Source organism: Alsobacter sp. KACC 23698 (assembly GCF_045348435.1).
Taxonomy (GTDB): Bacteria; Pseudomonadota; Alphaproteobacteria; order Rhizobiales; family Beijerinckiaceae; genus Alsobacter.
In genome coordinates, this window is sequence record NZ_CP157484.1 from 4,751,638 (window position 1) to 4,776,715 (window position 25,078).

A 25,078-nucleotide genomic window follows, 5' to 3' on the forward strand; every position below is an offset into this window, starting at 1 on the left:
CTCGACGCCCCGCCGCGGCGGCCGCAAATTTGCGCAAACGGCCGGCGTCAGCGCATCTTTATCAAATGTTCGACTGGGACGACCTGAGATACTTCCTGGCGGTCGCCCGCTGCGAGAGCACGCTGGCGGCGGGCCGCGCCATGGGCCTCAGCCAGTCGACCGTCCAGCGGCGCATGGCCGAACTGGAGCGCCGGATCGGCCGGCCGCTCGTCACCCGCCACCCGACCGGCTATCGGCTGACCGAGTTCGGCCTCGCGATGCTGCCCCACGCGCAGGCCGTCGAACGACAGGTCGAGGCCTTCGCGCGACAGGTGGAGGAGATGAGGCGCGTCTCCGCCGGCGTCATCCGCCTGACCTGCCCGGAGCCCATCGTGCTGCGCATCACCCGGTCGGAAGTGCTGGACCGGTTCCACGCCCGCCACCCCGACATCCGCGTCGAATTCGTGATCAGCGACCGCTACGTGGACCTGGCCAAGGGCGAGGCGGACGTGGCCCTGCGCTCCGGCGACACCGACGGCGACCTCGTCGGCCGCAAGATCGCGGACTCGCTCTGGGCCATCTACGCCAGCCAGGATTTCGTGGCGCGGCATGGCAAGCCGTCTCGGATCGAGGAGATCGAGAGCTATCCCCTGGTGAGCTTCGAGGAGAGCATGGCGGGCCACCGCGTCTCGACCTGGCTCGCGGCCGTGGCGCCGAACGGGCGCATCGTCGCCCGGAACACGAGCGTGCTCGGGCTGGTCTACGCAGTGAAGGCCGGGGTCGGCCTCGCTCCCTTGCCCACCGCGATCGGCGATGGCGAGCCGGATCTCGAACGGCTGCTCGGCCCCGTGCCCGAACTCGCCCGCAGCTGGCGGCTGCTGACCCGTCCGGATCTGCGCCGGACGGCCCGAATTTCCGCGTTCTTCGATTTCATCGCCGGGGAGATCCCGAATCTCCGGCCGATCCTGACGGGCTGACCCGGCGGGCGGTCACTCGGCGGCCGCGAGGGCCTCCTGCGCCTCGTCCAGCGCCGTGACGGCGGTCGCCACGATCGCATGGGCGTCCAACCCGGCCGCAGCGATCATGCGCTCTGGCGCATCATGGTCGACGAAGCGGTCGGGCAGGCACATCGGGCGCACCTTCAGGCCGCGATCCAGCAGGCCCGCCCAGGCCAGGTGGTTCAGCACGAAGGAGCCGAAACCGCCGACGCTGCCCTCCTCGACGGTGACGAGCACGTCGTGGTCCCGCGCCAGGCTTTCCACGAGGGCCGCGTCGAGCGGCTTGGCGAAGCGTGCGTCCGCGACCGTGGTGGAGAGGCCGCGGGCCGCCAGCTCGTCCGCCGCGGCCAGGCAATCGGCAAGGCGGGACCCCAGCGACAGGATGGCGACGCGCGAGCCTTCCCGCAGCACGCGCCCCTTCCCGATCGGGATCGTCTCGCCGAAGGCGGGAAGCTCCACGCCCGTTCCGGTCCCGCGCGGATAGCGGAACGCGATCGGCCCCGCGTTATAGGCCGCAGCCGTCGCCACCATGCGGACGAGTTCGGCCTCGTCGGCCGCCGCCATGACGACCAGATGGGGCAGGACGCCCAGATAGGCCACGTCGAACGACCCGGCATGCGTCGGCCCGTCGGCGCCCACCAGCCCCGCACGGTCGATCGCGAACCGCACCGGCAGGTTCTGGATCGCCACGTCATGCACCACCTGGTCGAAGGCGCGCTGCAGGAAGGTGGAGTAGATGGCGCAGAAGGGCTTCATGCCCTGCGTCGCCAGCCCGGCCGCGAAGGTGACGGCGTGCTGCTCGGCGATGCCGACGTCGAAGGTCCGCTCCGGGAAGGCCTGCGCGAAGGGCTCGACCCCCGTCCCGGCCGGCATGGCGGCCGTGATCGCGACGATGCGGTCATCGACCCGCCCCGCCGCCACGAGGGCGTCGCCGAACACGGCCGTGTAGCTGGGCGGGCCAGGCTTGGCCTTGGCCTGCGTCCCGGTGATCACGTCGAAGCTGCTGACGCCGTGATACTTGTCCGGCGCGGCCTCGGCGGGCGCGTAGCCCTTGCCTTTCTGCGTGCGGACATGGATCAGGATGGGGCCCATCTCGGCGTCGCGGGCGTTGCGCAGCACCGGCAGCAGGTGGTCGAGATTGTGCCCGTCGATCGGGCCCACATAATAGAAGCCGAGCTCGCCGAACAGCGTTCCGCCGGTGATGAACCCCCGGGCGTGCTCGACGGCGCGCGTGATGGTGCGGTCGATCCGGCGCGGCAGCCGGCCCGTCAGCCGCCGGCCGATCTCCCGCGCCGTCAGATAGGCGCGACCCGAGAACAGCCTCGACAGATAGGCCGACATCGCTCCCACGGGCGGGGCGATCGACATCTCGTTGTCGTTGAGGATCACGATCAGCCGCGCGTTCAACGCGCCAGCGTTGTTCATCGCCTCATAGGCCATGCCGGCCGACAGCGCGCCGTCGCCGATCACCGCCACGACGGTCCGGCGCTCGCCCTTCAGCCCGGCCGCCACCGCCATGCCGAGGCCGGCCGAGATCGAGGTGGACGAATGCGCCGCCCCGAACGGGTCGTACTCGCTCTCGGCCCGCTTGGTGAAGCCGGAGAGGCCGCCGCCCTTGCGCAGCGTGCGGATGCGGTCCCGCCGCCCGGTCAGGATCTTGTGCGGGTAGGCCTGGTGCCCGACGTCCCAGATCAGCAGGTCATGGGGCGTCTCGAAGACATAGTGCAGAGCCACCGTGAGCTCCACGACCCCGAGGCCCGCGCCGAGATGGCCGCCCGTGACCGCGACGGCGGCGATGGTCTCTCGCCGCAATTCGTCCGCCACGTCCTTCAAGGCCGCCTCTGGCAGCGCCCGCAGGTCGCCGGGGAACGGGACGCCGTCGAGAGTGGGAGTGGAACCGGAGCGCATGGCCAGGCACCTGCAGGAAAACGCGGGGGATTTAGGGGTCGGATCCGCCAAGCCCCGGCGTGAGATGGGAGGTGGAGGAGAGCGCCCGGCCTCGCCGCGCCCGCGACCAGCCCAGGAGGGCGGGCCCGAAGCGCGCCGCCATATCGGCCGCATGGGCGATGAAGGCCGCGCAGAGCCAGACGGCGATGAACGGCCACTCCTCGGCGCGGAGGGCGCTGCGCAGCGCCAGCGCCAGGAAGGCGCCGGCGGCGAGGTTCGCCGCCACCGAGACCGCGAAGGGCCTGAGAGAGGGAGGAGCTACGAGCCGGCGGGGGAACCACAGGATGGCCAGCGCCTCCGCGGCCATGACCAGCAGGACGATGTTGACGATCGCGCCGGTCTGGAAAAGCTCCGCCATGATGGTGCGCCCGCTGTCGCAAGAAGCCGGCTCCAAATCCAGGAGCCGCTCTATGTGACATTAGGATTAGACAAGCGGAACTGTCAACTTGCGTTTACACTCAGTTTATCTTGGCGTCGTCCGGCTCGCTTTCGAGGTCGCCCAGTCCGAAGCGGCGCAGCTTCGTGTAGAGGCTCTGGCGGCTGAGGCCCAGCATCTCGGCCGCGGACGCGCGGTTGTCCCGCGTGAGTTCGAGCGCCGCCTCGATGCAGAGCCGCTCGATGATGTCGGTGGTCTCGCGCACCATCTCCTTCAGCGGCATGCGGCCGACGAGGTCCGTGAACTGCTCGGTGCTGGGCAGCTCGGGCCCGGAGAACTGCCGGTCCGCCTGGCGCCAGCCATTGGTGCGGATGCTGAACCCGACGCAGGGAATTTCGCCGCCTTCCACCAGCACGGCCGCGATCTCGACCGTCTCCAGCCCGTCGAGTTCGCCGCGCAGCACCGTGGAGAAGTTGCGCACCGAGCCATGGGTGCGCAGCGTGTTGAACAGGGTCTCGACGTCCAGGCCCGGCCTGCCCAGCCAGCGCGAGATCGGCTGGTTCTTGACCTGCTGCTCGGTCGGCGCCTGGGCGAGGTCGAGGAAGGCCGAATTCGCCGCCAGCACGCGACCGGTCAGGTCGGTGACCGCGAAGGCCTCGGGCAGGCGCTCGATCACCTGCATGACGCTGCTGACCGAGGCCGGCGCGGGCGCGCCTTCCGCCGCCATCGAGCGCAGCTTGATGAGCAGGTGCGCCGCGCTCTCCTGGCGAAACAGCGAGGCCGACAGCAGGAGCGACGTCTTGCCCTCGGCCGTGCGGGCGTGAACGTCGTCGGCCCGGCCCGCCGAGCGGGTCGCGGCGAAGAGCGACTGCACCGCCTGCGCGCTGCCCTCGTCGAACAGGTCGGCGAAGGTCTGCCCGATGATCCTCTTGGAGGCGACGCCCAGGGTCCGGGCGGAGGCCGGGTTGGCGTCCACGATCCGGTTGGTCAGGCCGTCGACGATCACCACCGCCTCGGACGCCAACTGGAACAGCAGCCGGTAGCGCGTCTCGACGCTGCGGATGCGCGCATATTCGCGCTCCATGGCCTGCTGCGCGTCGACCAGCCGCTGCTGCATCAACCCGATGGCCCGCAGGTCGCGCCCGATCGCCAGCGTGCGTCCGTCCTCATCCAGGCGAATAGCCGAGTAGCGCACCGGAGCGTCGACTCCCGATGGCGTGGGATGGTTCACCTGCCGCCACCGCGAGGCGGACTTGGCGGAGGGCGCGCCGAGCAATTCGTCGATCTTGCCTCTGGATTCGACCGTGACGGTGTCGCGCCAGGGACGCCCCACCCAGGAGCGCGCATCCAGTTCGGCGAGGTCCAGGTCCGAAACCGAGACGTCCCGCACCACGCCCTCGCGATCGATCACCAGCGCAATGTCGGCCGTCGCCGAAATCAGCGCGCCGGCCGTTTCGGCGTCGACGGATCCGCCCAGCGACTCCCGGGGGGTCGCGAAGGGCTGCGATCTGTGCTCGGGCGATCCCACGGTCCTGGCCACCTGTGTTCCTTGTCTCGATCACGCGGCGCTGCGCCGCGGATCCATTTTGATCGCTCTCGCGCCGGCCGCACAATGGCCGGAACAAAGCAAAAGGGAAGACCCCGCAGCTTTTTCAACATGCTGCATCATGAAACCGCGTCAGCATCCATCCGCTGACCGATGTCGGCCCCCGCCCGATATGGGGAGGATCGGCGTCCACGCAAGGCGACAAACGTCAAAGCGACTGGACAAACGCTGGAGCGCCTCTTTCTTATAGCACGCTGCGCCGCACAAATCTTGTTTTATTTCAAGGTTCTGCTGAATTCTGACGATCCAGGCGCCCACCAGGCCTCTTAGATGACAAAATGGTATGACACTTCGACCGCCAGACATCCTTGACGATCGCCGTGGCCGCTCCACCCTTTCCAGGTCCCCCGCGCCTTGCAGACGCGCCACCCTCGGAAAGGCCTCCCATGACCCACGCCCTCCCTGCAGCGACCCTCGCGATCCTGCTGCTCGCGCCCGCCGGTCCCGCCCTCGCGCAGGACGCCGCCGCGGGCGAGAAGGTGTTCCTGAAGTGCCGCGCCTGCCACCAGATCGGCGAAACCGCCAAGAACGGCGTCGGCCCTGTGCTGAACGGCGTCATCGGCCGGCCCGCCGGGACCTATCCGGGCTATTCCTACTCCGAGGCCAACAAGACATCGGGCCTCACCTGGAACGAAGCCACCTTCCAGGAGTACATCCGCAACCCGAAGGCCAAGATCCCGGGCACCAAGATGAGCTTCCCCGGGCTGACGAACGACGCGGACGTCGCCAATGTCCTGGCCTACCTCAAGCAGTTCGGCCCGGACGGCAAGAAGATCTGACGCTCCGGCCGTCGGCCGGTCGCAACGCCTGGAACATGCCGCGAAAAGGTGGAAACCGCCTTTTCGCGCCAAAACATGCGGCCCTGGACGCTAAACGGACCGCGCCGGCCTCGCCGCGCCGGGGCTGGCCGGCGCCGTCCGGGGGTTCAGCCTCACCATGGTCCAGTTGAGGAACGCGGCGAACGACACCCAGGCCGCATAGGGGGCGAGCAACAGCGCGGCGTCGGTCGAGGTGCGCCCGACGCCGATGATCAGCGCCACGATCGACGCCCACAGGGCGACGACGTCGACGAGCGCCCAGTCGGGCCGCCGCAGCCGGAAGAACAGCAGCGACCAGGCCACGTTGAACACGGTGTTCACCAGAAAGAGCCCGATCAGCAGCGCCCGTTCGGCGCCGGTCGGCGCGTCGCGCCAGGCCAGCACGCCGGCGGCCACGATGCAGATGAAGATGACCGTCCAGGCCGGTCCGAACAACCAGTCCGGCGGCCGCCAGGAGGGAAACCGCAGATTCTGGTACCAGGACGAGACGTCGGTCAGCCAGCCGCCCAGGCCGGCGACGACGAGCGCCCAGGCTGCCCCCACCGCGGTGGGGAGCGCCAGCGGCCATGCGGTGAGATCGGCGATCCAGGCGGTCACGGCGACACGACGCCGAACAGATGCGCCAAGTCCTTGAAGAAGATGCGCGCATGCGCGAGCGGGCGGGGCCGGCCGAGCTCCTTGTTCATGTAGGCCTCCCATGTCAGGCGCTGCACGTCGCGGTCGCCGCAGATGCTGACGAAGCGCTCGCGCCGTCGGTCGCTGCCATACCAGAAATACTGCATGATCCCGAGGATCCAGAAAATTCGGCCATGCGCCTTCATGAACCGCTTGCGGGCCTGCGCCAGCGCGCGGGCGTCGCCGGTCCGCAGCGCCTCGAAGGCGGCGTCGGCGGCCAGCCGCCCGCCCAGCATGGCGTAGTAGATCCCCTCGCCGGAGGCCGGCGCCACGATCCCGGCGGCGTCGCCGGCCAGCACCAGGTCGCGGCCGTTGTCCCACCGCTTCAGCGACTTAAGCGGGATGGGCGCGCCCTCGCGCCGCAGGGTCTCGCCCCGGTCCAGGCCGGCGCTGGCGCGCAGCGCGCGGATCGAACCGCGCAGCGACACGCCCTTGCGGGCGCTGCCCACTCCGATGCTGCAGGTCTCGCCGTGCGGAAAGACCCAGGCGTAGAAGTCGGGCGAGAGCGCCCCGTTATAGTAGACGTCGCAGCGCGAGCGGTCGTAGTCGCCGTCGCCCGGAGCCGGCGGACGGACGATCTCGTGATAGGCGAAGACGCAGCGCGGGTCGCCGTTCTGGGGGATCTCCTCCCGCGCGATGGCGGACCGCGCCCCGTCGGCCACGATCGCGATCCGGGCGCGCAGGGCGGCGCCCTCGTCCGCATCCCGGCCACCGAGATGGAGCGTCACGACGCCCTGCGGGTCGCGCGACAGGCGCTCGCAGCTCCCGGTGATCCGGCGCGCGCCGGCGCCGGCGGCTCGCTCGCGCAGCCACTCGTCGAAATGCTCGCGGTCAACCATGCCGACGAAGCCGTTGTCGATGGGCATGTCGACCCGCCGGTCGCGGGGCGACACCATGCGGGCGGAGGTGATGCGGGCCACGATGAGGTGGTCGGGGATGTCGAAGTCGCGGATCAGCCGCGGCGGAATCGCGCCCCCGCAAGGCTTGATGCGGCCCGCGCGGTCGACCAGGGCGACCCGCACGCCGCGCCGCGCCAGGTCATGGGCGGCCGTCGCCCCGGCGGGGCCGCCGCCGATGACGGCGACGTCGTAGATGTCGTCGGACCCGGTCATGCCGCCGCCCCCTCGGATCGCGCCTGGAGCGGGGCGGACGGGCGCACCGCCTGCGAGGCCCTGCCGAGCGAGGCCGCCAGCACGGCGCTGGCCAGGAACAAGGCCGCCTCGCACAGGAAGACCACCCCGTAGGCGCTGGTCGGCGAGGCGACGAGGCCCCGCGCGAGGTCGACGGCGGCGGCTCCGCAGAGCCCGCCCAACCCGAACGCGACCGCCTGGGCCGCGCCCCAGACCCCCATATGGGTGCCCTGGCGGGCCGAGGGCGCGCCGTTGGCCAACTCCATCATGGAGCCGATCGCCGCCACCGCGAACACGCCGTTGAAGAACCCCAGCGCGAACACGCAGGGCCGCAGCGGAAAGTCCGGTCCCGCCAGTCCCGCGCCCGCGAGCCCGACCAGCGGGACCGCCGAGGCCGCGCAGCCCAGCACCGTCCACGCCCGAAGGGAGCCGTACCAGCGGCCCCGGCCTCGCGCCGCGACGAGGCTCACGGCGATCATGCCGAAGAGCACGCCGCTATGCTGCACGCCCGACAGCTTGGTCGATCCGCCGGGCGTCAGGCCGAAGACGACGCCGGAGAACGGCTCCAGCACGAGCTCCTGGGCGCTGTAGGCCAGCATGGAGACGAAGATGAAGATGGCGAAGCGCCGCGACCTGGCGTCGGCCCACACGTCCCGCAGCGCCGCCCCGAACGAAGGGCGCGGCGCGGGCGCCTCCCCTGGCGCCGGCGCCGAAGAGGGCGCTGGTCCGCGGGCCGGCTCGACGCCGAGGATCGCCAGCGTGGCGACCACGAACGCGACCGCCGCCACCGCGGCCGTGACGCCGACGAGGCGGGCCGGGGAGAACGGGTCGAGGAAATGTCCCGCCAGCGGCGCCGAAATGGCGAAGCCGGCGATCATCATGATCCAGACGGTCGCGGCCGCCCCGGCGCGGATGCGCGGCTCCACCTGACTGGCCAGCAGCGCCAGCAGCGACGTTCCGGCGGCCCCGACCCCGACGCCGATGGCCAGGAAGGACAGCGTCGCGACCGCCAGTCCCCAGGCCGGACTGACGCCGGCCAGCGCCGTGCCGGCCGCCGCGCCCACGGCGCCGAGAGCCAGACCGGCCATTCCGCCGATGATCCAGGGGGTGCGCCGGCCGCCGATGTCGGATCCGTAGCCCCAGCGGGGCCGCAACACCTGCACGCCGTAATGCAGGCCCACCAGCAGGCCGGGCGCGATCGCCGGCAGGGCCAGCTCGACCACCATTACGCGATTGATCGTCGACGTCATCAGGACCACGATGGCCCCCAGAGCCGTCTGCACGAGCCCGATGCGGATGATGCCCAGCCACCCCAGCGGCGCGCCGATCATGTCGTGATCCCTTCGGGTCGGGTGCGCGGCTTCGCGGCGGGACGCGGCCAAGTCGACGCTCACCTCTCGAAGGTAGAGTTGACAGATCTGAGTGTCAATTTTCTTTTACACTCGGCGGAGGCTCAGCCTCAGCCCTGCTCGGCGTCGTCCTCGGCGTAGGCGAGGCCGAAGCGGCGAAGCTTGGCGTAGAGGCTCTGGCGGCTCAGCCCCAGCATCTCGGCCGCGGAGGCGCGATTGTCCTTGGTGAGCCGCAGCGCCGTCTCGATGCAGCGGCGCTCCACCTCGTCGGTCGTCTCCCGCACCAGGCTCTTCAGCGGCATCTGGCCGATCAGCTCCGTCAGGCGCGCGGCGGATTTCGGCCGCTCGCGGCCGTCCAGCGCGGTCGCGCCCGGGCTCACCCGCACGGTCAGCCCGACGCACGGATCCGTGACCCCGTCCAGCGCCACGGCCGTGATCTCGACCTCCTCGCGCGAGCCGTATTCCCCCCGGATCACGGTGACGAACTGGCGGACGGAGCCCTTGTCGCGCAACGCGCTCATGAGCACGTCGAGATCGACGCTGGTGCGCCCCAGCCACCGGTCCAGCGGCTCGCCGCGCACCTGCTCGGGCACCGAGAGCTGGATCGCCTCCAGGAAGGCCAGGTTGGCGACCCGGATGCGCCGGTCCATCCCGGCCAGGATGAAGCCTTCCGGCATGCGGTCGATGATGGAGGCGATCGCCGGGTCGCCGCCGCCGGACACCGAGGGCGCGGCCGGAACCATGCGGACGAGGCAGCGCAGGCCGCTCTCCTGCCTGAACAGCGACACCGAGAGGCGGAACGGCGCCTCCGCTTCGGTCAGCGTCGTGGCGACCTCGTCGCCCTTTCCGGTCAGCCGCACCGCGGCGATGAGCGATTCCACGCCGGCGCGCCGGTTCGGCTCGAACAGGGCCGGGAGCTCGAGCCGGCACAAGGCCTGCGCCGGCTTGCCGAACACCTCGCAGGCCGCCGGATTGGCCTCCAGGACCCGCGCGGTGAGCGGGTCGATGATCAGCACGGCCTCCGATGAGGCCTGGAACAGCATGCGGTAGCGGCCCTCCGCGCCGCTGATCCGCGCATAGTCGCGCACGCGGGCCTGCTCGGCGGCGACGAGCCGGCGCTGCAGGGCCACGGTGGCCTGCATGTCGCGCCCGACGAGCAGGACGTGGCCTTGCGCCAGCCGGACCGGCGCATACCGGATCGGCAGCTCGTCGCCGCGCGGCGTGACATGGTTGAGATGGCGCCAGCGCGCCTCGACGGGTCCCGCCGCGGCGTCGGCGGCGAGGAGTTCGGCCGCCTTGTGCCGGCTGTCGGGCCCCAGCGTGTCGGCCAGCGGCGCGCCCCGCCACACGCGCAGCCCGAGCGGGGCGAGGTCGTCGCTGCCGACCGCCAGGTCGCGGATGATCCCTTTCGAATCCACCACGAGGGCGAGGTCGGCGGCGGCGGAGATCACCTCGGCGGCGGTGTCGGCGTCGAAGGACCCGACGAGTTTCGGCTCCGCCCCAAACGGGCGCGCCTCCTGCCTCTTGGGAGCACGATCCGTAATCGACATTCAGGGATCTCGGTCTTCTCTGCTCGGGAGGGGCGCTTAGCCCGTGGCCGCGCCATGCGCCAGGAGGCCCTGGGCGACGGATACGGCGGACTGGGCGTCGATGGCGGTGGAATCGGCGCCGATGAGCACTCCAAGCTCGGGCCGCTCGAGGAACGCGGCCCCGCCGACCACGATCCGCAGGTTCGGGTTGCGGGAGACCCGCCGCAGCCGCCGGATGAGCGGCGGCAGGCTGTCAAGGTAGCGCTCGGAGCCGAGCGAGAAGCCGACGATCCCGAACCACTCGCGCTTCACCAGAGCCGGCAGGTCGAAGGCGAGGCCGGCCGCCCCGCCCCAGACGTCCCAGCCGGAGGAGCGGAAGAACTTCTCCACGATGGCGATGCCGAAGGTGTGCGGATCGCCGGGCGCCGGGGCGAGCAGCACGCGCCGTTTGTCGCCGCCGCCCATGCCTTCCCCGACGATGGACGAGCTGTGCTCGCGCACGAGCTGCTGCAGCATCGACAGCGCCATCGTGACTTCGACGAAGTCGCAGATGTCGGCCTTCCACAGTTCGCCGAGAAGACGGGCCGTGGGAGCGAACAGCTTCAGCAGGATGGTCTCGGGCCGCATGCCGGCCTCGGCCAGCCCCTGCACATGCGCATGGACCGTGTGGTAGCCGCGCGTGCGCAGCAGCGTCGCGAAGGCCTCGACCTGGGCGGCGCCGGGCTCCATCGTGGCCGGGACGATCTCGGGCGACGCGGCCCTTCCGGGCGGCCTCGCTCCGTGCGCCAGCGCCAGACGCGGGATGATTTCGGTCTCGATCACCTGGGCCAGCGCGTGGCGCGCGGCGTCCGCCGCCGGATCCGGGCGGATGGTCGACAGCGGGATCTGCTGCGACCAGTCGCCCCCGCCTTCGTCCACCCGCAAGGGGCTTGCGCCCTGCCCTGAACACGCCCTCACGACTTCCATTGGCAGTCCCCCCAACGGTTCCGGCCCTTCCTCGAAGTCCGGCGCGGATCTTTTTTTGTCGCTTGGCTCGATCCTTGGTCCGGAGCTTAGGTCAAGATCGAGGCGATGGATAGCGGCGGAGACATCAAACCGCATCGTCCCCTGTTTGTAAATTGAACTTGACGTCAGGATCGCTTGACACTTCTTTCGACCGGGCTCTAGTCTCTCCCTTCTGAGCCATCGCAACGGTGGGAGCGACGGGTGGACCGAGACGGACGCGCCAGCAGTCGGCCCCGCCAGGAGCGTCGGCCCCTCTACACGCCCGAGGAGCGGCGCCGGCGCGATGCGTCGCCCTGGACCCTCGTGCAGGGCGTCCTCGCCCCGGTTCAGTTCCTGATCTGCATCGCCAGCGCCGCCCTGATCCTGCGCTACCTCGCCACCGGCGAAGGCTACGGGATCGCCACGGCCTCCATCATCCTGAAGACCGCCGCCCTCCTGGCCATCATGGTCACGGGCTCGATCTGGGAGAAGGAGGTCTTCGGCGTCTGGCTGTTCGCGCCGCCGTTCTTCTGGGAGGACGTGGTCAGCTTCCTGGTGATCGGCCTGCACGGCGCCTATGTGGCCGCCCTGACGACGGGCGCGCTGTCGCCGTCCGCCCAGATGGGCGTGGCCCTCGCCGCCTACGCGGCCTATGCGGTCAACGCCTCCCAGTTTCTCCTGAAGCTGCGCGCGGCCCGGCTGGGCGCGCAGGCCGCGGGCGATCGCGACCATGAGCCTGCCCGGCCTTTCGCGGGCGCGGCGTCATGAACGAGCGCGCCTCCCCCGCCGCGATCGCCGGCCCGGACGGGTGCTCCAGCGCCCCCGTGCTGCGCGAACGCGGGCAGCGGGAGGTGTTCTGCGGCCTCACCGGCATCGTCTGGCTGCACCGCAAGATCCAGGACGCCTTCTTCCTCGTGGTCGGCTCGCGCACCTGCGCCCACCTGATCCAGTCCGCCGCGGGCGTGATGATCTTCGCCGAGCCGCGCTTCGCCACCGCCATCATCGACGAGCGCGACCTCGCCGGCCTCGCCGACATGAATGACGAGCTCGACCGCGTGGTGGACCAGCTGCTGGCCCGCCGGCCGGACATCCGCCTGCTCTTCCTGGTCGGCTCCTGCCCGTCGGAGGTGATCAAGCTCGACCTGTCGCGCGCCGCCGGCCGCCTCTCGCTGCGCCATGCGCCCGGCGTCCGGGTGCTGAGCTATTCCGGCAGCGGCATCGAGACCACCTTCACGCAGGGCGAGGACGCCTGCCTGGCCGCGCTCGTCCCCGGCCTCCCCGACGCGGCGGCCGATGGCGGGCCGGACCTCCTGGTCGTCGGGGCCCTGTCGGACGTCGTCGAGGACCAGTTCGCCCGCCTTTTCGAGGCGCTCGGGATCGGTCCCGTCGCCTTCCTGCCGCCGCGCCGGGCCGACCAGTGCCCGGCCGTCGGGCCCCGCACCCGCTTCCTGCTCGCCCAGCCCTTCCTGGCCGACGCCGCGCGCGCCCTGGAGCAACGCGGGGCGAAGCGCATCCCGGCGCCCTTCCCGCTCGGGGCCGAGGGCGTCACCCTGTGGCTGAAAGCCGCGGCCGACGTCTTCGGCGTGCCGGCCGAGCGCTTCTCCGCCATCACCGCTCCGGCCCGGGCCCGGGCCGAGCGCGCGCTGGCGCCCCGCCGCGCCGAACTCTGGGGCAAGAGCGTCTTCCTCTTCCCGGACTCGCAGATCGAGATTCCCCTGGCCCGCTTTCTGGCCCGCGAACTCGGCATGAAGCCGATCGAGGTCGGCACGCCCTATCTGCATCGCGAGCATCTCGCCGAGGAGCTCGCCCTGCTGCCGGCCGGCCCCCGCATCAGCGAGGGGCAGGACGTGGACCGCCAGCTCGACCGCTGCCGCGAGGCCGCGCCCGACCTCGTGGTCTGCGGGCTGGGGCTCGCCAATCCGCTCGAGGCCGAGGGCCTGACCACGAAATGGTCGATCGAGCTGATCTTCACGCCGATCCAGGGCTACGACCAGGCCGGCGACCTCGCAGAACTCTTCGCCCGGCCGCTGGTCCGGCGCGCCAGGCTGGAGGTCTGAGCCATGCAGCTCACCGTCTGGACCTATGAAGGCCCGCCCCATGTGGGCGCCATGCGGATCGCCACGGCCATGAAGGGCCTGCGCTACGTCCTGCATGCGCCCCAGGGCGACACCTACGCCGACCTGCTCTTCACCATGATCGAGCGGCGCGACCAGCGACCGCCCGTCACCTACACCACCTTCCAGGCCCGCGATCTCGGCTCCGACACGGCCGAACTCTTCAAGACCGCCGTCCGGGACGCCTATGAGCGCCATCGGCCCGAGGCCATCATCGTCGGCGCGTCCTGCACGGCGGAGCTGATCCAGGACGATCCCGGCGGCCTCGCCCGGGCGCTCGACCTGCCCGTCCCGGTCATCGCGCTGGAGCTGCCCTCCTATCAAAAGAAGGAGAACTGGGGCGCGGCCGAGACCTTCTACCAGCTCGTGAGGCGGCTCGCCGATCCCGCGGTCCGCCCCGCCGCCCGCGACGGACGGCGCCCTCTCTGCAACATCCTCGGCCCGGCCGCGCTCGGCTTCCGGCACCGCGACGACCTCGATGAGATCCGCGGCCTGCTCGCCGGCCTCGGCGTCGACGTCAACGTCGTGGCCCCGCTCGGCGCGTCGCCCGCCGACCTCGCGCGTCTCGGCGCTGCCGACTTCAACGTCGTCCTCTATCCCGAGATCGCCCAGCAGGCGGCGCTCTGGCTTCACAAGAATTTCAGCCAGCCTTTCACCCGCGTAGTCCCGATCGGGGTCGGCGCGACGCGCGAGTTCATGGCCGAAGCGGCGGCGCTCGCCGGCCTGGACCCGGCCGTCGCTGACCGCGAAGCGCCGGACTCGCGGCTGCCCTGGCACTCGCGCTCGGTCGATTCGACCTATCTCACCGGCAAGCGCGTCTTCATCTTCGGCGACGCCACCCACGCCATCGCGGCGGCCCGCATCGCCGCCACGGAACTGGGCTTCACGGTCGTCGGGCTCGGCACCTACAGCCGTGAATTCGCCCGCGAGACGCGCGCCGCCGCGGCGCTGTACGGCGTCGAGGCGCTGATCACCGACGATTACCTCGCCGTCGAGGCCAGGGTCGTGGAGCTGCAGCCCGAACTCGTCCTCGGCACCCAGATGGAGCGCCACATCGCCAAGCGCCTGGGCGTCCCCTGCGCGGTGATCTCCGCGCCCGTCCACGTCCAGGACTTCCCGGCCCGGCGTTCGCCCCAGATGGGCTTCGAGGGCGCGAACGTCATCTTCGATTCCTGGATCCATCCCCTGATGATGGGCCTGGAGGAGCATCTCCTGGCGATGTTCCGCGACGACCACGAATTCCATGACGCGGCCGCCCCGTCGCATCTCGGCCCGGCGGCCAGGCCCGCCGAAGCCCCGATCGCTCAGGAGCCCGCGCCGGTGGCCGCGGCCTCCCCGATGGCCGGCGCCTGGGCCGACGACGCCGAAAAGGAGCTGAGGAAGATCCCGTTCTTCGTGCGGGGCAAGGCGCGCCGCAACACCGAGCGCTTCGCCGCCGAGCGAGGCCTGGCCCTGATCACCGTGGACACCCTCTACGATGCCAAAGCCCATTTCAGCCGGTGATCCCACCCCCCTGCGGGTCGCTTTCGTCACGATGGACACCCATCTGGCGAGCGCGACGCAGCGCGCCCATCGGCGCCTGCTGAAGACGTTCCCGGGCCTCGTCGTCACGCTGCACGCCGCCTCCGAATGGGGCGACGACGCCGGGCGCCTCGCCGCCTGCCGGGCCGACATCGCCCGGGCCGACATCGTCATCAACGCCATGCTGTTCATGGAGGACCATTTCGCCGGCGTGCTGGACGCCCTGGAGGCGCGGCGTGACGGCTGCGACGCCATGGTGAGCGTGCTCTCGGCCGCGCCGGTGATGAAGCTGACCCGGATGGGCCGCTTCTCGATGGACGGCCAGAAGGGCGGCGGCGCCCTGTCCTTCCTCAAGCGCCTGCGCGGCGCCGGCAAGGACCGCAACGCCAGCGCCGGCGCGCGCCAGGTCAAGATGCTGAAGCGCCTGCCGCAGATCCTGCGCTTCATCCCGGGCGCGGCCCAGGACGTCAGGGCCTATTTCCTGGCCCTGCAATACTGGCTGGCGGGATCCGACGACAATGTCGAGAACCTCATCCGCATGCTCGTCGAGCGCTACGCGGAAGGCCCGCGTCGCGCGCTGCGCGGAGGCGGCCCCGTGGCCGCGCCGGTCTCCTATCCGGAGGTGGGCGTCTATCATCCGCGCATGAAAGGCCGCATCGCCGAACAGGCCGATCGCCTCCCGGCGGAAGGCTCGCGCGGCGTGATCGGCGTGCTGGGCATGCGCTCCTACATGCTGGCCGGCAACGCCGCCCATTATGACGGCGTCATCGCCGCCCTGGAGGCGCGCGGGCTTCGGGTCGTGCCGGCCTTCTCGAGCGGCCTCGACTCCCGGCCGGCCATCGAGCGCTTCTTCATGAAGGACGGGCGCCCCGTCATCGACGCGCTCGTCTCGCTGACGGGCTTCTCCCTCGTCGGCGGTCCCGCCTACAACGACGCCCGGGCCGCCGAGGACGTGCTGGCCGCGCTCGACGTGCCCTATGTGGCGGCCCATCCGGCCGAGTTGCAGACCCTGGAGCAGTGGGGCGCGTCGGCCCGCGGCGTCCTGCCGGTCGAATCCACCATCATGATCGCCATTCCGGAGCTGGACGGCGCCACCGGGCCGATCGTGTTCGGCGGCCGCTCCGACAAGGCCGGCGCCGCCTGCACGGGCTGCTCGCGCGGCTGCGTGTTCCCGTCCGGCGCGGACGACAGGGACATGCAGCCCTGCGCCGAGCGCTCCGAGATGCTGGCGGCCCGCGTCGACCGGCTGGTGACGCTGCGCCGGAGCGAGCGGGCGGCGCGGCGGATCGCCATCGTGCTGTTCAACTTCCCCCCGAACGCCGGCAACTCCGGCACGGCCGCGTATCTGTCGGTGTTCCGCTCGCTCCATCGCACCCTGACGGCGATGAAGCAGGAGGGCTACGCCGTCGACGTCCCGGCCAGCGTGGACGAGCTGCGCGAGCGCATCATCGAGGGCAACCGCGAGCGCTTCGGCGCGCACGCCAACGTGCATGTCCGCATCCCGGTCGACGACCACGTCCGCCGCGAGCGCTGGCTGCGCGAGATCGAGGCCCAGTGGGGCCCGGCGCCCGGGCGCCAGCAGGCCGACGGCGCTTCGCTGTTCGTGCTCGGCGCGCAGTTTGGGAACGTCTTCGTCGGCGTGCAGCCCGCCTTCGGCTATGAGGGCGACCCGATGCGCCTGCTCTTCGAGAGCGGCTTTGCTCCCACGCACGCCTTCTCGGCCTTCTATCGCTGGATCCGCGAGGATTTCGGCGCCCATGCGGCGCTGCATTTCGGCACCCATGGGGCGCTGGAGTTCATGCCCGGCAAGCAGGCCGGCCTCAGTGGCCGCGATTGGCCGGACCGCCTCATCGGCGACCTGCCCAACGTCTATCTCTACGCCGCCAACAACCCGTCCGAAGGCGCCATCGCCAAGCGCCGCTCGGCCGCCACCCTCATCAGCTATCTCACCCCGCCGATCGCGCATGCCGGGCTCTATCGCGGCCTGCTCGACTTGAAGGCCTCGATCGACCGCTGGCGCGCGGCCGAACAGGACGCCGCGGCCGAGCGCCAGGACCTCGCCGCGCTCATCCAGGCGCAGGCCGCCGCCGTCGAGCTCGCCCAGGCCGAGCCGGCCTGGGGACCAGACGCGGCCGAACGGATCCTGCGGCTCGCCGGGGACGTCCTCGAGCTCGAACACACCCTCATCCCGCACGGCCTGCACGTCGTCGGCGAGGTCCTGTCGCACGACCAGCGCGTCGAGATGCTGGAGGCGATGGCGGACGCCGCCCATGGCGCCCGGCCGCCGCGCGCCGAGATCGAGGCCCTGGTCGGCGGGGCCGGCATCCAGGAGGGCTCGGCCTCCGCCGATCTCCTGCGCGAACTCGCGTCAGCGGACCGCTGGCTCGGCCAGGACCATGAGATCCCCGCCATCCTGCGGGCGCTCGATGCGCGCTTCATCCGCCCGGCGCCGGGCGGCGACCTTTTGCGCACGCCCGCCATCCTGCCGACGGGCCGCAACCTGCACGGGTTCGACCCGTTCCGCATCCCCAGCTCCTTCGCGGTCCAGGACGGCGCGAAGCAGGCCGAGCGCGTCCTCCAGCGGCACATGGCCGAGGGCCGCCCGATGCCCGAGACGGTCGCGATCGTCCTCTGGGGCGCCGACAACCTGAAGAACGAGGGCGGCCCGATCGCCCAGGCCCTCGCCCTGATGGGCGCCCGCCCGCGCTTCGACGGCTATGGCCGGCTGGCCGGCGCGACGCTGACGCCGCTGGCGGAGCTGGGCCGGCCGCGCATCGACGTGGTGATCACCCTTTCGGGCATCTTCCGCGACCTCCTGCCCTTGCAGGTCAGGCTGCTGGCGGAGGCCTGCTACGCCGCCGCCTGCGCGGACGAGCCGGCCGAGCTGAACTTCATCCGCAAGCACGCCTTGGCCTACAGCGCCGAGACGGGCTGCGACATGGAGACCGCGGCCCTGCGCGTCTTCGGCAACGCCGACGGGGCCTATGGCTCCAACGTCAACCACCTCATCGAGAATGGCGGCTGGGAGGACGAGGACGAACTCGCCGAGACCTATGCGCGGCGCAAGGGTTTCGCCTATGGGCGCGGCGGCCAGCCCGTCCAGCACACGGCGCTGCTGACCAGCGTCCTCGCCCAGGTCGACCTCGCCTACCAGAACCTTGATTCCGTCGAGCTCGGGGTCACCACCATCAGCCACTATTTCGACACGCTGGGCGGCGTCAGCCGCGCCGCCGCCCGGGCGCGCGGCGGGCCCGGCCCGCAGGTCTATATCGGCGACCAGACGCGCGGCGACGGCGTCGTGCGCTCGCTGGGCGAGCAGGTCGCGCTCGAGACCCGCACCCGGATGCTCAACCCCAAATGGTACGAGGGGATGATCAGCCACGGCTACGAGGGCGTGCGCCAGATCGAGGAGCACGTCTCCAACACGATGGGCTGGTCCGCCACCACCGGCGCGGTCGCCCCCTGGGTGTACCAGCAGCTCACCCAGACCTTCATGCTCGATCCCGCCATGCGGGAGCGGCTGGCCGAACTGAACCCCACCGCCTCCGCCCGCGTGGCGAACCGCCTGCTCGAAGCCCATGAGCGCCATTACTGGACCCCCGACGCCGCGACGCTCGATGCGCTGCGCCGCGCCAGCGAGGAGCTCGAGGACCGTCTCGAAGGCGTCACCGCCGGCGTCGGCGTAGCCGCCTGAACCGAAAGGACACCCCCGTGAACGCCGTCACCTCACTTCCGATCCGACTGAGACGCCCGGACGGCGAAGGCAGCGTCCAGGTGCAGATGGACCCGAACGTCAGGATCGGGACCGCCAAGGTCTTCGCCATCTACGGCAAGGGCGGGATCGGCAAGAGCACGACCTCGTCCAACCTCTCCGTCGCCTTCTCGCGGCTGGGCAAGCGCGTCCTGCAGATCGGCTGCGACCCCAAGCACGACAGCACCTTCACGCTCACCAAGCGGCTCGCCCCGACCGTCATCGACGCGCTGGAATCGGTGGATTTCCACTCCGAGGAGCTGCGGGTCGAGGATTTCGTGGCCGAGGGCTATGGCGGCGTGATGTGCGTCGAGGCGGGCGGCCCGCCGGCCGGCACCGGCTGCGGCGGCTATGTGGTGGGCCAGACCGTCAAGCTCCTCAAGGAGCACCACCTGCTCGACGACACCGACGTGGTGATCTTCGACGTGCTGGGCGACGTGGTGTGCGGCGGCTTCGCCGCGCCGCTGCAGCACGCCGACCGGGGCCTGATCGTCACCGCCAACGACTTCGACTCCATCTTCGCCATGAACCGGATCGTGGCCGCCATCCACTCCAAGTCGAAGAACTACAATGTCCGCATCGGCGGCGTCATCGCCAACCGCAGCGCCGGGACGGACCAGATCGACCGCTTCAACGAGGCCGTCGGGCTGCAGCGCCTGGCCCATTTCCCGGACCTCGACGTCGTGCGCCGCAGCCGGCTGAAGAAGTCGACGCTCTTCGAAATGGAGAGCACGCCCGAACTCGAAGCCGTCAAGGCCGAGTACATGCAGCTCGCCGCGCGCCTGTGGGCCGGCGTCGACCAGCTCGACGCCAAGCCGATGAAGGATCGCGACCTCTTCGAATTCCTGGGATTCGACTGATGCCGACCGCCACCTACGCGGCCCGCAAGGGCGAACTCGAGACCTATTTCGACCGGACCGCCGTCGAGGCCTGGTCGAGGCTCACCTCCGACGCGCCCGTGGGCCGCATCCGCGCCACGGTGCGGGCCGGCCGCGACGCCATGCGGGCCACCCTGCTGGGGTGGCTGCCGCTGGACCTGCGCGGCCGGCGCGTGCTCGACGCAGGCTGCGGCACGGGCGCGGCCGCCCTCGAGGCCGCCCGGCGCGGGGCGGACGTCGTCGCCATCGACCTCTCGGCGACCCTCGTCGACCTCGCCCGCGAGCGCGGCCAGGGCCTCGCCGGCGCCGGCTCGGTCACCTTCCTGGTCGGCGACATGCTCGATCCCGCCCTCGGCGGCTTCGACCATGTCATCGCGATGGATTCCCTCATTCACTACGGCAAGCACGACGTCGCCCGCGTGCTGGGCGGGCTGGCGCAGCGCACCTCCGGCTCCATCGTGTTCACCTTCGCGCCCCGCACCCCGCTGCTGACGGCCTTCTGGGCCGTGGGCCGCGTCTTCCCGCGGGCCGACCGGGCCCCGGCGCTGGAGCCGGTCGCCGAGGCGGACCTGCGCGCCATCCTGGGCCGGGCCGAGGCGCTGCGCGCCTTCGCGCCGAACCGGACGCAGCGCATCGCCAGCGGCTTCTACACCTCCCAGGCCATGGAGCTCGTGCGGCGATGAGCCCGAAAGGCCTCATGATCAAGGGCTGGATGCGGATCGGTCCGCGGATGCTTCCGTTCGCGGACGCCGTTTCGACCGAACTCCCCGCCGGCCGGCTCCTGAGGCTGTCTCTGTTCCAGGTCACGGTCGGGATGGCGGCCGTGCTGCTCATCGGCACCCTGAACCGCGTCATGATCGTCGAGCTCGGCCTGCCGGCCTGGCTCGTCGCCCTGATGGTCTCGCTGCCGCTCGTCTTCGCGCCGCTGCGCGCCGTGGTCGGCCACCGCTCGGACCACCACCGCTCCTTCCTGGGCTGGCGCCGGGTCCCTTATCTGTGGTTCGGGGCGCTGCTCCAGTTCGGCGGACTGGCGATCATGCCCTTCGCCCTCATCCTGCTGTCGGGCGACAGCAATGCGCCGGCCTTCGTCGGGCAGGGCGCGGCCGCGCTGGCCTTCCTGCTCGTCGGCGCCGGGCTCCACACCGTCCAGACCGTCGGCCTCGCGCTGGCGACCGACATCGCCCCCGTGGCGACGCGCCCCCGGGTGGTCGCCCTGCTGTGCACCATGCTGCTGGTCGGCATGGTGGCGAGCGCCATCCTGTTCGGCTGGCTGCTCCATCCCTTCAGCCAGATCCGCCTCATCCAGGTCATCCAGGGCGCGGCGGTCGCCACCATGGCGCTGAACCTGCTGGCGCTCTGGAAGCAGGAGCCGCGGGGCGCGCCCCGCCGGGAGGCGCCCGCCGAGAGCTGGTCCTTCGCCCAGTCCTGGTCCGCCCTCACGGGCCGCGGCGACGCGCTGCGCCTGTTCGCCGCCACCGGGCTCGGCACGGCCGCGTTCAGCATGCAGGACATCCTGCTGGAGCCCTATGGGGGCCAGATCCTGACGCTCTCGGTGGCGGCCACGACCGCCCTCACGGCGGCGCTCGCCGCCGGCGGGCTGGCGGGCCTCGCGCTCGCAGCCCGGCGGCTGAACCGGGGCGCCGACCCTCACCGGGTGGCCGCGCTCGGCGCGCTGGCCGGCGTTGCGGCCTTCTCGGCCGTCATCTTCGCGGCTCCGCTGGCCTCGGCGCTCGTCTTCGGCCTCGGCGTCGCCCTGATCGGCTTCGGCGGCGGCCTCTTCGCCCACGGCACCCTCACCGCCTCCATGGCCATCGCCCGCAACGGCGAAACCGGCATCGCGCTCGGCGCGTGGGGCGCGGTGCAGGCCAGCGCCGCCGGCGTCGCCATCGCGACCGGCGGCGCGCTCAAGGACGTCGTCTCCGACCTGGCGACGAGCGGCGCCCTGGGCGTCGCGCTCACGGACGCCTCGGTCGGCTACTCGGTCGTCTACCACATCGAGATCGCCCTCCTGTTCGCGACCCTGATCGCGATCGGGCCCCTGGTGCGCGGCGCGCGGCGCCGGCCCGGGAGCGCGGCGTCCATCACATTCATCGAAGCAGAAGGCTAAGGCGGGGAGCGAGGACATGCCGAAGGGCGCCATCACGGGATATATCGACGTCGCGCAGATCGTCCTCTACGCGTTCTGGATCTTCTTTGCGGGACTGATCTTCTACCTGCGCCGCGAGGACCGGCGCGAGGGCTATCCGCTGGAGTCGGAGGTCGCCGGCGTCGGCGACCGCGGCTTCCTGCTGATCCCGACGCCCAAGACCTTCGATCTGGGGCAGGCCGGCCTCGTCTTCGCCCCCCGGGTCGAGGCGCCCCGCGACGTCGCGGGCGAGAAGGTGGCGCTGTGGCCCGGCGCCCCGATCGAGCCGGTGGGCGATCCCATGACGGCGGGCGTCGGCCCTGGCTCCTACGCGCTGCGCGCCGACGTGGCCGACGTCACCTTCGACGGCCGCACCCGCATCGTGCCGATGCGGGTCGACGACCACTTCACCATCGCGGCGCGCGACCCCGATCCGCGCGGCATGACGGTGGCCGGCGCCGACCGGGCCGTCGCCGGCGTGGTCGCCGACGTCTGGGTCGACCGGTCCGAACTCCTGGCCCGCTACTACGAGGTGGAGTTGGCCGAGGGCGGGGGCCGTCGCGTGCTTCTGCCGGTCACCTTCGCGGTGGTCGACGGGCTCAAGGGAATTGTGAATGTCCGCTCGATCCTCGGCGCGCAGTTCGCCGGGGTCCCGCCGCTGCGCTCGCCCGACAGCGTCACCCGGCTGGAGGAGGACAAGATCACGGCCTATTACGGCGCAGGCACGCTCTACGCGACCCCGGCCCGCGCGGAGCCCCTGCTGTGAACGCCCCGCTCCACCACCGCCCCGGCGGACCCGCCCGGCGGGCCGGGACGGGCGGCTCGCTCCCGCCCGGGGAAGTCGTCCTCTGGCACGGCTCCCCGTCCTGGCCGGGCGTGGCCCGGCACGTCTTCCACATCCGCGTCTTCGCGCTGTATTTCGCCGCCCTTTGGGCCTGGCAGGCGACGATCTCCTTCGAGGACGAAGGCTTTCTCGGCGTGCTGCGCACCACCGCGGTCTCGATCACCCTGTCGGCCGCGGGTCTCGGCATCCTGGCCGTGATGGCGTGGCTCGTCGCCCGGACGACCAGCTACACGATCACCAGCCGGCGCGTGATCATGCAGATCGGGGTGGCGCTGCCGATGGCCGTGAACGTGCCGTTCGCCCAGGTCGAGGCCGCCGGGCTCGCCAGCCACCCGGGCGGGCTTGGGGACCTGCCGCTGCGCCCCAAGGGGAAGGCCGCCTTCGGCTACATGCAGCTGTGGCCGCATGCCCGCCCGTGGCGCGTGGCCCGGCCGGAGCCGATGCTGCGCTGCGTGCCGGACGCCGCGGTCGTGGCCGGCGTGCTGGCCGAAGCGCTGTCGGCCGCAAATCCCGCCCCGCCGCCCCGGATCGTCGTGGCCGCCATGGCGGCTTCGGACGAGGCGGGGCTCGGATCCGCGCCGCGCATGGCCCGCGCGTCGGGCGGGTGAGGAGGAGCGTCATGACCGCCACGCCATCGGATCGCCAGGCGCTCCCCACCCCGATCCTGCTCGCCGCGGGAGCGCTGATCGGCGCGACCCTGCTGGCGACCGCCTTCGGGCGGTGGACGGACCTGGGCGTCACGCGCCTCGCCCCCAGCAGGCCCGTGTCGGAGGTCGACCTGCGCTTCGCGGACCGGCCGGACGGCGGCGTCGCCGTCACGGTGATCGGGAGGACCCGCGAGGAGCGCATCCTCGCGCCGGGCGGCGACGGCTTCCTGCGCGCCACGGTGCGGGGCCTCGTCCGCGAGCGCCGGCGCGAGGGCCTGGGCGACGAGACGCCCTTCCATCTCACCCGCTGGAGCGACGGCGCGCTGTCCCTGACGGACCCCGCCACGCGCCGGCGCGTCAGCCTGGAGGCCTTCGGCCCCACCAACGCGCAGGTCTTCGCAAACATGATGCCGACCGGAGAGGACGCACGATGACCCACGGATTCTTCGCACGGACCGTGCTGGAGGCGCCTTGCACGATCGAGATCGAGCAGACGGCCGAGAGCCTCCACGCCCATGTGACGCTGGACGGCGACATCGAGATCCGGCCGGGCGACGAGGTGCTGGTGCACGACGCCCCGACCGAGGCCGAGGTGCCGTTCGGCGAACGCGCCACCTTCCGGCGCACCGCCACGGTGGTGCGCGCCTCCACGCTGGAGCGCTTCTGGACGAAGCTCACCGGCAACCTGGAATTCTACGAACTTTACGACGTCAGCTTCACGGAAAGGATGCGGCTATGAACGCTCCCGCGCGCAACGCTTCCCTCAACGAATCGACCCGGCTGGCCCAGGAGAACACGGTTCTCAGCCCGCGCTTCTACACCACCGACTTCGCCGAGATGGACCGCACCAACGTGGAATCCGTCCGGCAGGAATGGGACCTGCTGATCGCCGAGCTGAAGAGCGACCCCAACCGCCGCCACTTCGTCCGCAACGAGGAGTTCGACGCCTTCCGGCTGGAGGACCTGCCGGAGGACCTGCGCAAGGAGTTCCTCGACTTCCTTGTGAGTTCCATCACAGCGGAATTCTCCGGCTGCGTGCTCTATGCGGAGATGAGGAAGCGGGCCAAGAACCCCGACATGCGCGACCTCTTCGGCCTGATGAGCCGGGACGAGGCGCGTCACGCCGGATTCATCAACGACACGCTGAAGGACTTCGGCGTCGGCGTCGATCTCGGCTTCCTGACCAAGGCCAAGAAATACACCTTCTTCAAGCCGAAATTCATCTTCTACGCCACGTACCTGTCCGAGAAGATCGGATATTCGCGCTACATCACGATCTTCCGCGAGCTGGAGAAGCATCCCGAGCGTCGCATCCACCCGATCTTCAAATGGTTCGAGAAGTGGTGCAACGACGAGTTCCGCCACGGCGAGGCCTTCGCTCTGCTCATGCGCGCCAACCCGCACCTCCTGCAAGGCGTCAACGCCTACTGGATCAAGTTCTTCGTGCTGGCCGTCTACGCCACCATGTATGTGCGCGACCATTCGCGCCCCGCCTTCCACAAGGCGCTGGGCGTCGACCCGACGGACTATGACTTCCGCGTCTTCGAGATCTGCTCGGAGAACTCCCGCCAGGTCTTCCCGATGACGCTCGACATCGACGATCCGCGCTTCCGCGCCGGCTTCGACCGGTTGTGGCGGATCGCCCAGGGCATCGAGGACGCCAAGGCCCGCGGCGGCGTGTTCGGGCTCGCCAAGCGCGCCGCGCTCACGGCCGCGGCCGCGCTCGTCTTCGCGCGGCTCTACGCGATCCCGGCGAAATGGCACGCCATGCCGGCGCAGATCCGCCTGGCCCCGGTCTGGTAGGAGC

Annotated in this window: 22 protein-coding genes; 14 read left to right on the forward strand and 8 right to left on the reverse strand. The window is 71.2% G+C overall.

Annotation, left to right across the window (positions count from 1 at the left end):
- The first annotated feature begins 65 nt into the window (after positions 1–65).
- Positions 66–956, forward strand: coding sequence for a LysR family transcriptional regulator (locus ABEG18_RS22760; RefSeq protein ID WP_406855320.1), 891 nt, complete (start codon positions 66–68; stop codon positions 954–956).
- A 12-nt stretch (positions 957–968) separates the two neighbouring features.
- Here the strand turns inward: ABEG18_RS22760 and dxs are convergent, their stop codons facing one another.
- From dxs to ppsR (ABEG18_RS22775), 3 genes are all read right to left on the reverse strand, one after another.
- Entirely contained in the window at positions 969–2,885 is a 1,917-nt protein-coding gene (gene dxs / locus ABEG18_RS22765; RefSeq protein ID WP_406855321.1) for a 1-deoxy-D-xylulose-5-phosphate synthase, read from the reverse strand.
- A 31-nt stretch (positions 2,886–2,916) separates the two neighbouring features.
- Positions 2,917–3,282: a hypothetical protein gene (locus ABEG18_RS22770; protein ID WP_406855322.1), complete on the reverse strand. Its 366-nt coding sequence runs from the start codon at positions 3,280–3,282 to the stop codon at positions 2,917–2,919.
- A 100-nt stretch (positions 3,283–3,382) separates the two neighbouring features.
- A complete protein-coding gene (ppsR, locus tag ABEG18_RS22775; RefSeq protein ID WP_406855323.1) occupies positions 3,383–4,840 on the reverse strand; it encodes a transcriptional regulator PpsR in 1,458 nt (485 codons plus the stop codon).
- 452 nt (positions 4,841–5,292) lie between these two features.
- Here ppsR (ABEG18_RS22775) and ABEG18_RS22780 point away from each other — a divergent pair, with 452 nt between their 5' ends.
- The gene (locus tag ABEG18_RS22780) at positions 5,293–5,685 is read left to right on the forward strand and encodes a c-type cytochrome (protein ID WP_406855324.1); all 393 of its coding nucleotides are present in this window, start codon (positions 5,293–5,295) and stop codon (positions 5,683–5,685) included.
- A gap of 90 nt (positions 5,686–5,775) precedes the next feature.
- Here ABEG18_RS22780 and ABEG18_RS22785 read toward each other — a convergent pair whose 3' ends face one another.
- From ABEG18_RS22785 to ABEG18_RS22805, 5 genes are all read right to left on the reverse strand, one after another.
- Positions 5,776–6,321, reverse strand: coding sequence for a TspO/MBR family protein (locus ABEG18_RS22785; protein ID WP_406855325.1), 546 nt, complete (start codon positions 6,319–6,321; stop codon positions 5,776–5,778).
- Positions 6,318–7,511, reverse strand: coding sequence for a geranylgeranyl diphosphate reductase (locus tag ABEG18_RS22790; RefSeq protein WP_406855326.1), 1,194 nt, complete (start codon positions 7,509–7,511; stop codon positions 6,318–6,320). Before ABEG18_RS22790 ends, ABEG18_RS22785 begins: the two co-directional genes overlap by 4 nt.
- Positions 7,508–8,860: a BCD family MFS transporter gene (locus ABEG18_RS22795; RefSeq protein WP_406855327.1), complete on the reverse strand. Its 1,353-nt coding sequence runs from the start codon at positions 8,858–8,860 to the stop codon at positions 7,508–7,510. The genes ABEG18_RS22790 and ABEG18_RS22795 overlap by 4 nt, the downstream gene beginning before the upstream one ends.
- A gap of 128 nt (positions 8,861–8,988) precedes the next feature.
- Positions 8,989–10,428, reverse strand: coding sequence for a transcriptional regulator PpsR (ppsR, locus tag ABEG18_RS22800; RefSeq protein ID WP_406855328.1), 1,440 nt, complete (start codon positions 10,426–10,428; stop codon positions 8,989–8,991).
- A gap of 36 nt (positions 10,429–10,464) precedes the next feature.
- Positions 10,465–11,373: a B12-binding domain-containing protein gene (locus ABEG18_RS22805; protein WP_406855329.1), complete on the reverse strand. Its 909-nt coding sequence runs from the start codon at positions 11,371–11,373 to the stop codon at positions 10,465–10,467.
- 240 nt (positions 11,374–11,613) lie between these two features.
- Here ABEG18_RS22805 and bchF point away from each other — a divergent pair, with 240 nt between their 5' ends.
- The 12 genes from bchF to acsF all read left to right on the forward strand — a co-directional run bounded on the left by bchF (position 11,614) and on the right by acsF (position 25,074).
- On the forward strand, positions 11,614–12,159 hold the full coding sequence (gene bchF / locus ABEG18_RS22810) for a 2-vinyl bacteriochlorophyllide hydratase (RefSeq protein ID WP_406855330.1): 546 nt from the start codon (positions 11,614–11,616) through the stop codon (positions 12,157–12,159).
- Positions 12,156–13,448: a ferredoxin:protochlorophyllide reductase (ATP-dependent) subunit N gene (locus ABEG18_RS22815; protein WP_406855331.1), complete on the forward strand. Its 1,293-nt coding sequence runs from the start codon at positions 12,156–12,158 to the stop codon at positions 13,446–13,448. The genes bchF and ABEG18_RS22815 overlap by 4 nt, the downstream gene beginning before the upstream one ends.
- A gap of 3 nt (positions 13,449–13,451) precedes the next feature.
- The gene (gene bchB, locus ABEG18_RS22820; protein ID WP_406855332.1) at positions 13,452–15,008 is read left to right on the forward strand and encodes a ferredoxin:protochlorophyllide reductase (ATP-dependent) subunit B; all 1,557 of its coding nucleotides are present in this window, start codon (positions 13,452–13,454) and stop codon (positions 15,006–15,008) included.
- Positions 14,983–18,720, forward strand: coding sequence for a magnesium chelatase subunit H (locus ABEG18_RS22825; protein ID WP_406855333.1), 3,738 nt, complete (start codon positions 14,983–14,985; stop codon positions 18,718–18,720). Before bchB ends, ABEG18_RS22825 begins: the two co-directional genes overlap by 26 nt.
- A gap of 86 nt (positions 18,721–18,806) precedes the next feature.
- On the forward strand, positions 18,807–19,637 hold the full coding sequence (bchL, locus tag ABEG18_RS22830; RefSeq protein ID WP_406858685.1) for a ferredoxin:protochlorophyllide reductase (ATP-dependent) iron-sulfur ATP-binding protein: 831 nt from the start codon (positions 18,807–18,809) through the stop codon (positions 19,635–19,637).
- Entirely contained in the window at positions 19,637–20,338 is a 702-nt protein-coding gene (bchM, locus tag ABEG18_RS22835) for a magnesium protoporphyrin IX methyltransferase (protein WP_406855334.1), read from the forward strand. The genes bchL and bchM overlap by 1 nt, the downstream gene beginning before the upstream one ends.
- Positions 20,335–21,762, forward strand: coding sequence for a BCD family MFS transporter (locus tag ABEG18_RS22840; protein WP_406855335.1), 1,428 nt, complete (start codon positions 20,335–20,337; stop codon positions 21,760–21,762). Before bchM ends, ABEG18_RS22840 begins: the two co-directional genes overlap by 4 nt.
- Before the next feature lie 16 nt (positions 21,763–21,778).
- Positions 21,779–22,546 (forward strand): photosynthetic reaction center subunit H, encoded by a 768-nt coding sequence (gene puhA / locus ABEG18_RS22845; protein ID WP_406855336.1) that lies wholly within the window; start codon positions 21,779–21,781, stop codon positions 22,544–22,546.
- Positions 22,543–23,232, forward strand: coding sequence for a photosynthetic complex putative assembly protein PuhB (gene puhB / locus ABEG18_RS22850; RefSeq protein ID WP_406855337.1), 690 nt, complete (start codon positions 22,543–22,545; stop codon positions 23,230–23,232). Before puhA ends, puhB begins: the two co-directional genes overlap by 4 nt.
- A gap of 11 nt (positions 23,233–23,243) precedes the next feature.
- Positions 23,244–23,705, forward strand: a complete 462-nt coding sequence (gene puhC / locus ABEG18_RS22855; protein WP_406855338.1) for a photosynthetic complex assembly protein PuhC — start codon at positions 23,244–23,246, stop codon at positions 23,703–23,705.
- Complete coding sequence (locus tag ABEG18_RS22860; protein ID WP_406855339.1) at positions 23,702–24,010, forward strand: hypothetical protein; 309 nt, start codon at positions 23,702–23,704, stop codon at positions 24,008–24,010. The genes puhC and ABEG18_RS22860 overlap by 4 nt, the downstream gene beginning before the upstream one ends.
- Positions 24,007–25,074, forward strand: a complete 1,068-nt coding sequence (gene acsF / locus ABEG18_RS22865; RefSeq protein ID WP_406855340.1) for a magnesium-protoporphyrin IX monomethyl ester (oxidative) cyclase — start codon at positions 24,007–24,009, stop codon at positions 25,072–25,074. Before ABEG18_RS22860 ends, acsF begins: the two co-directional genes overlap by 4 nt.
- Positions 25,075–25,078: the final 4 nt, after the last annotated feature.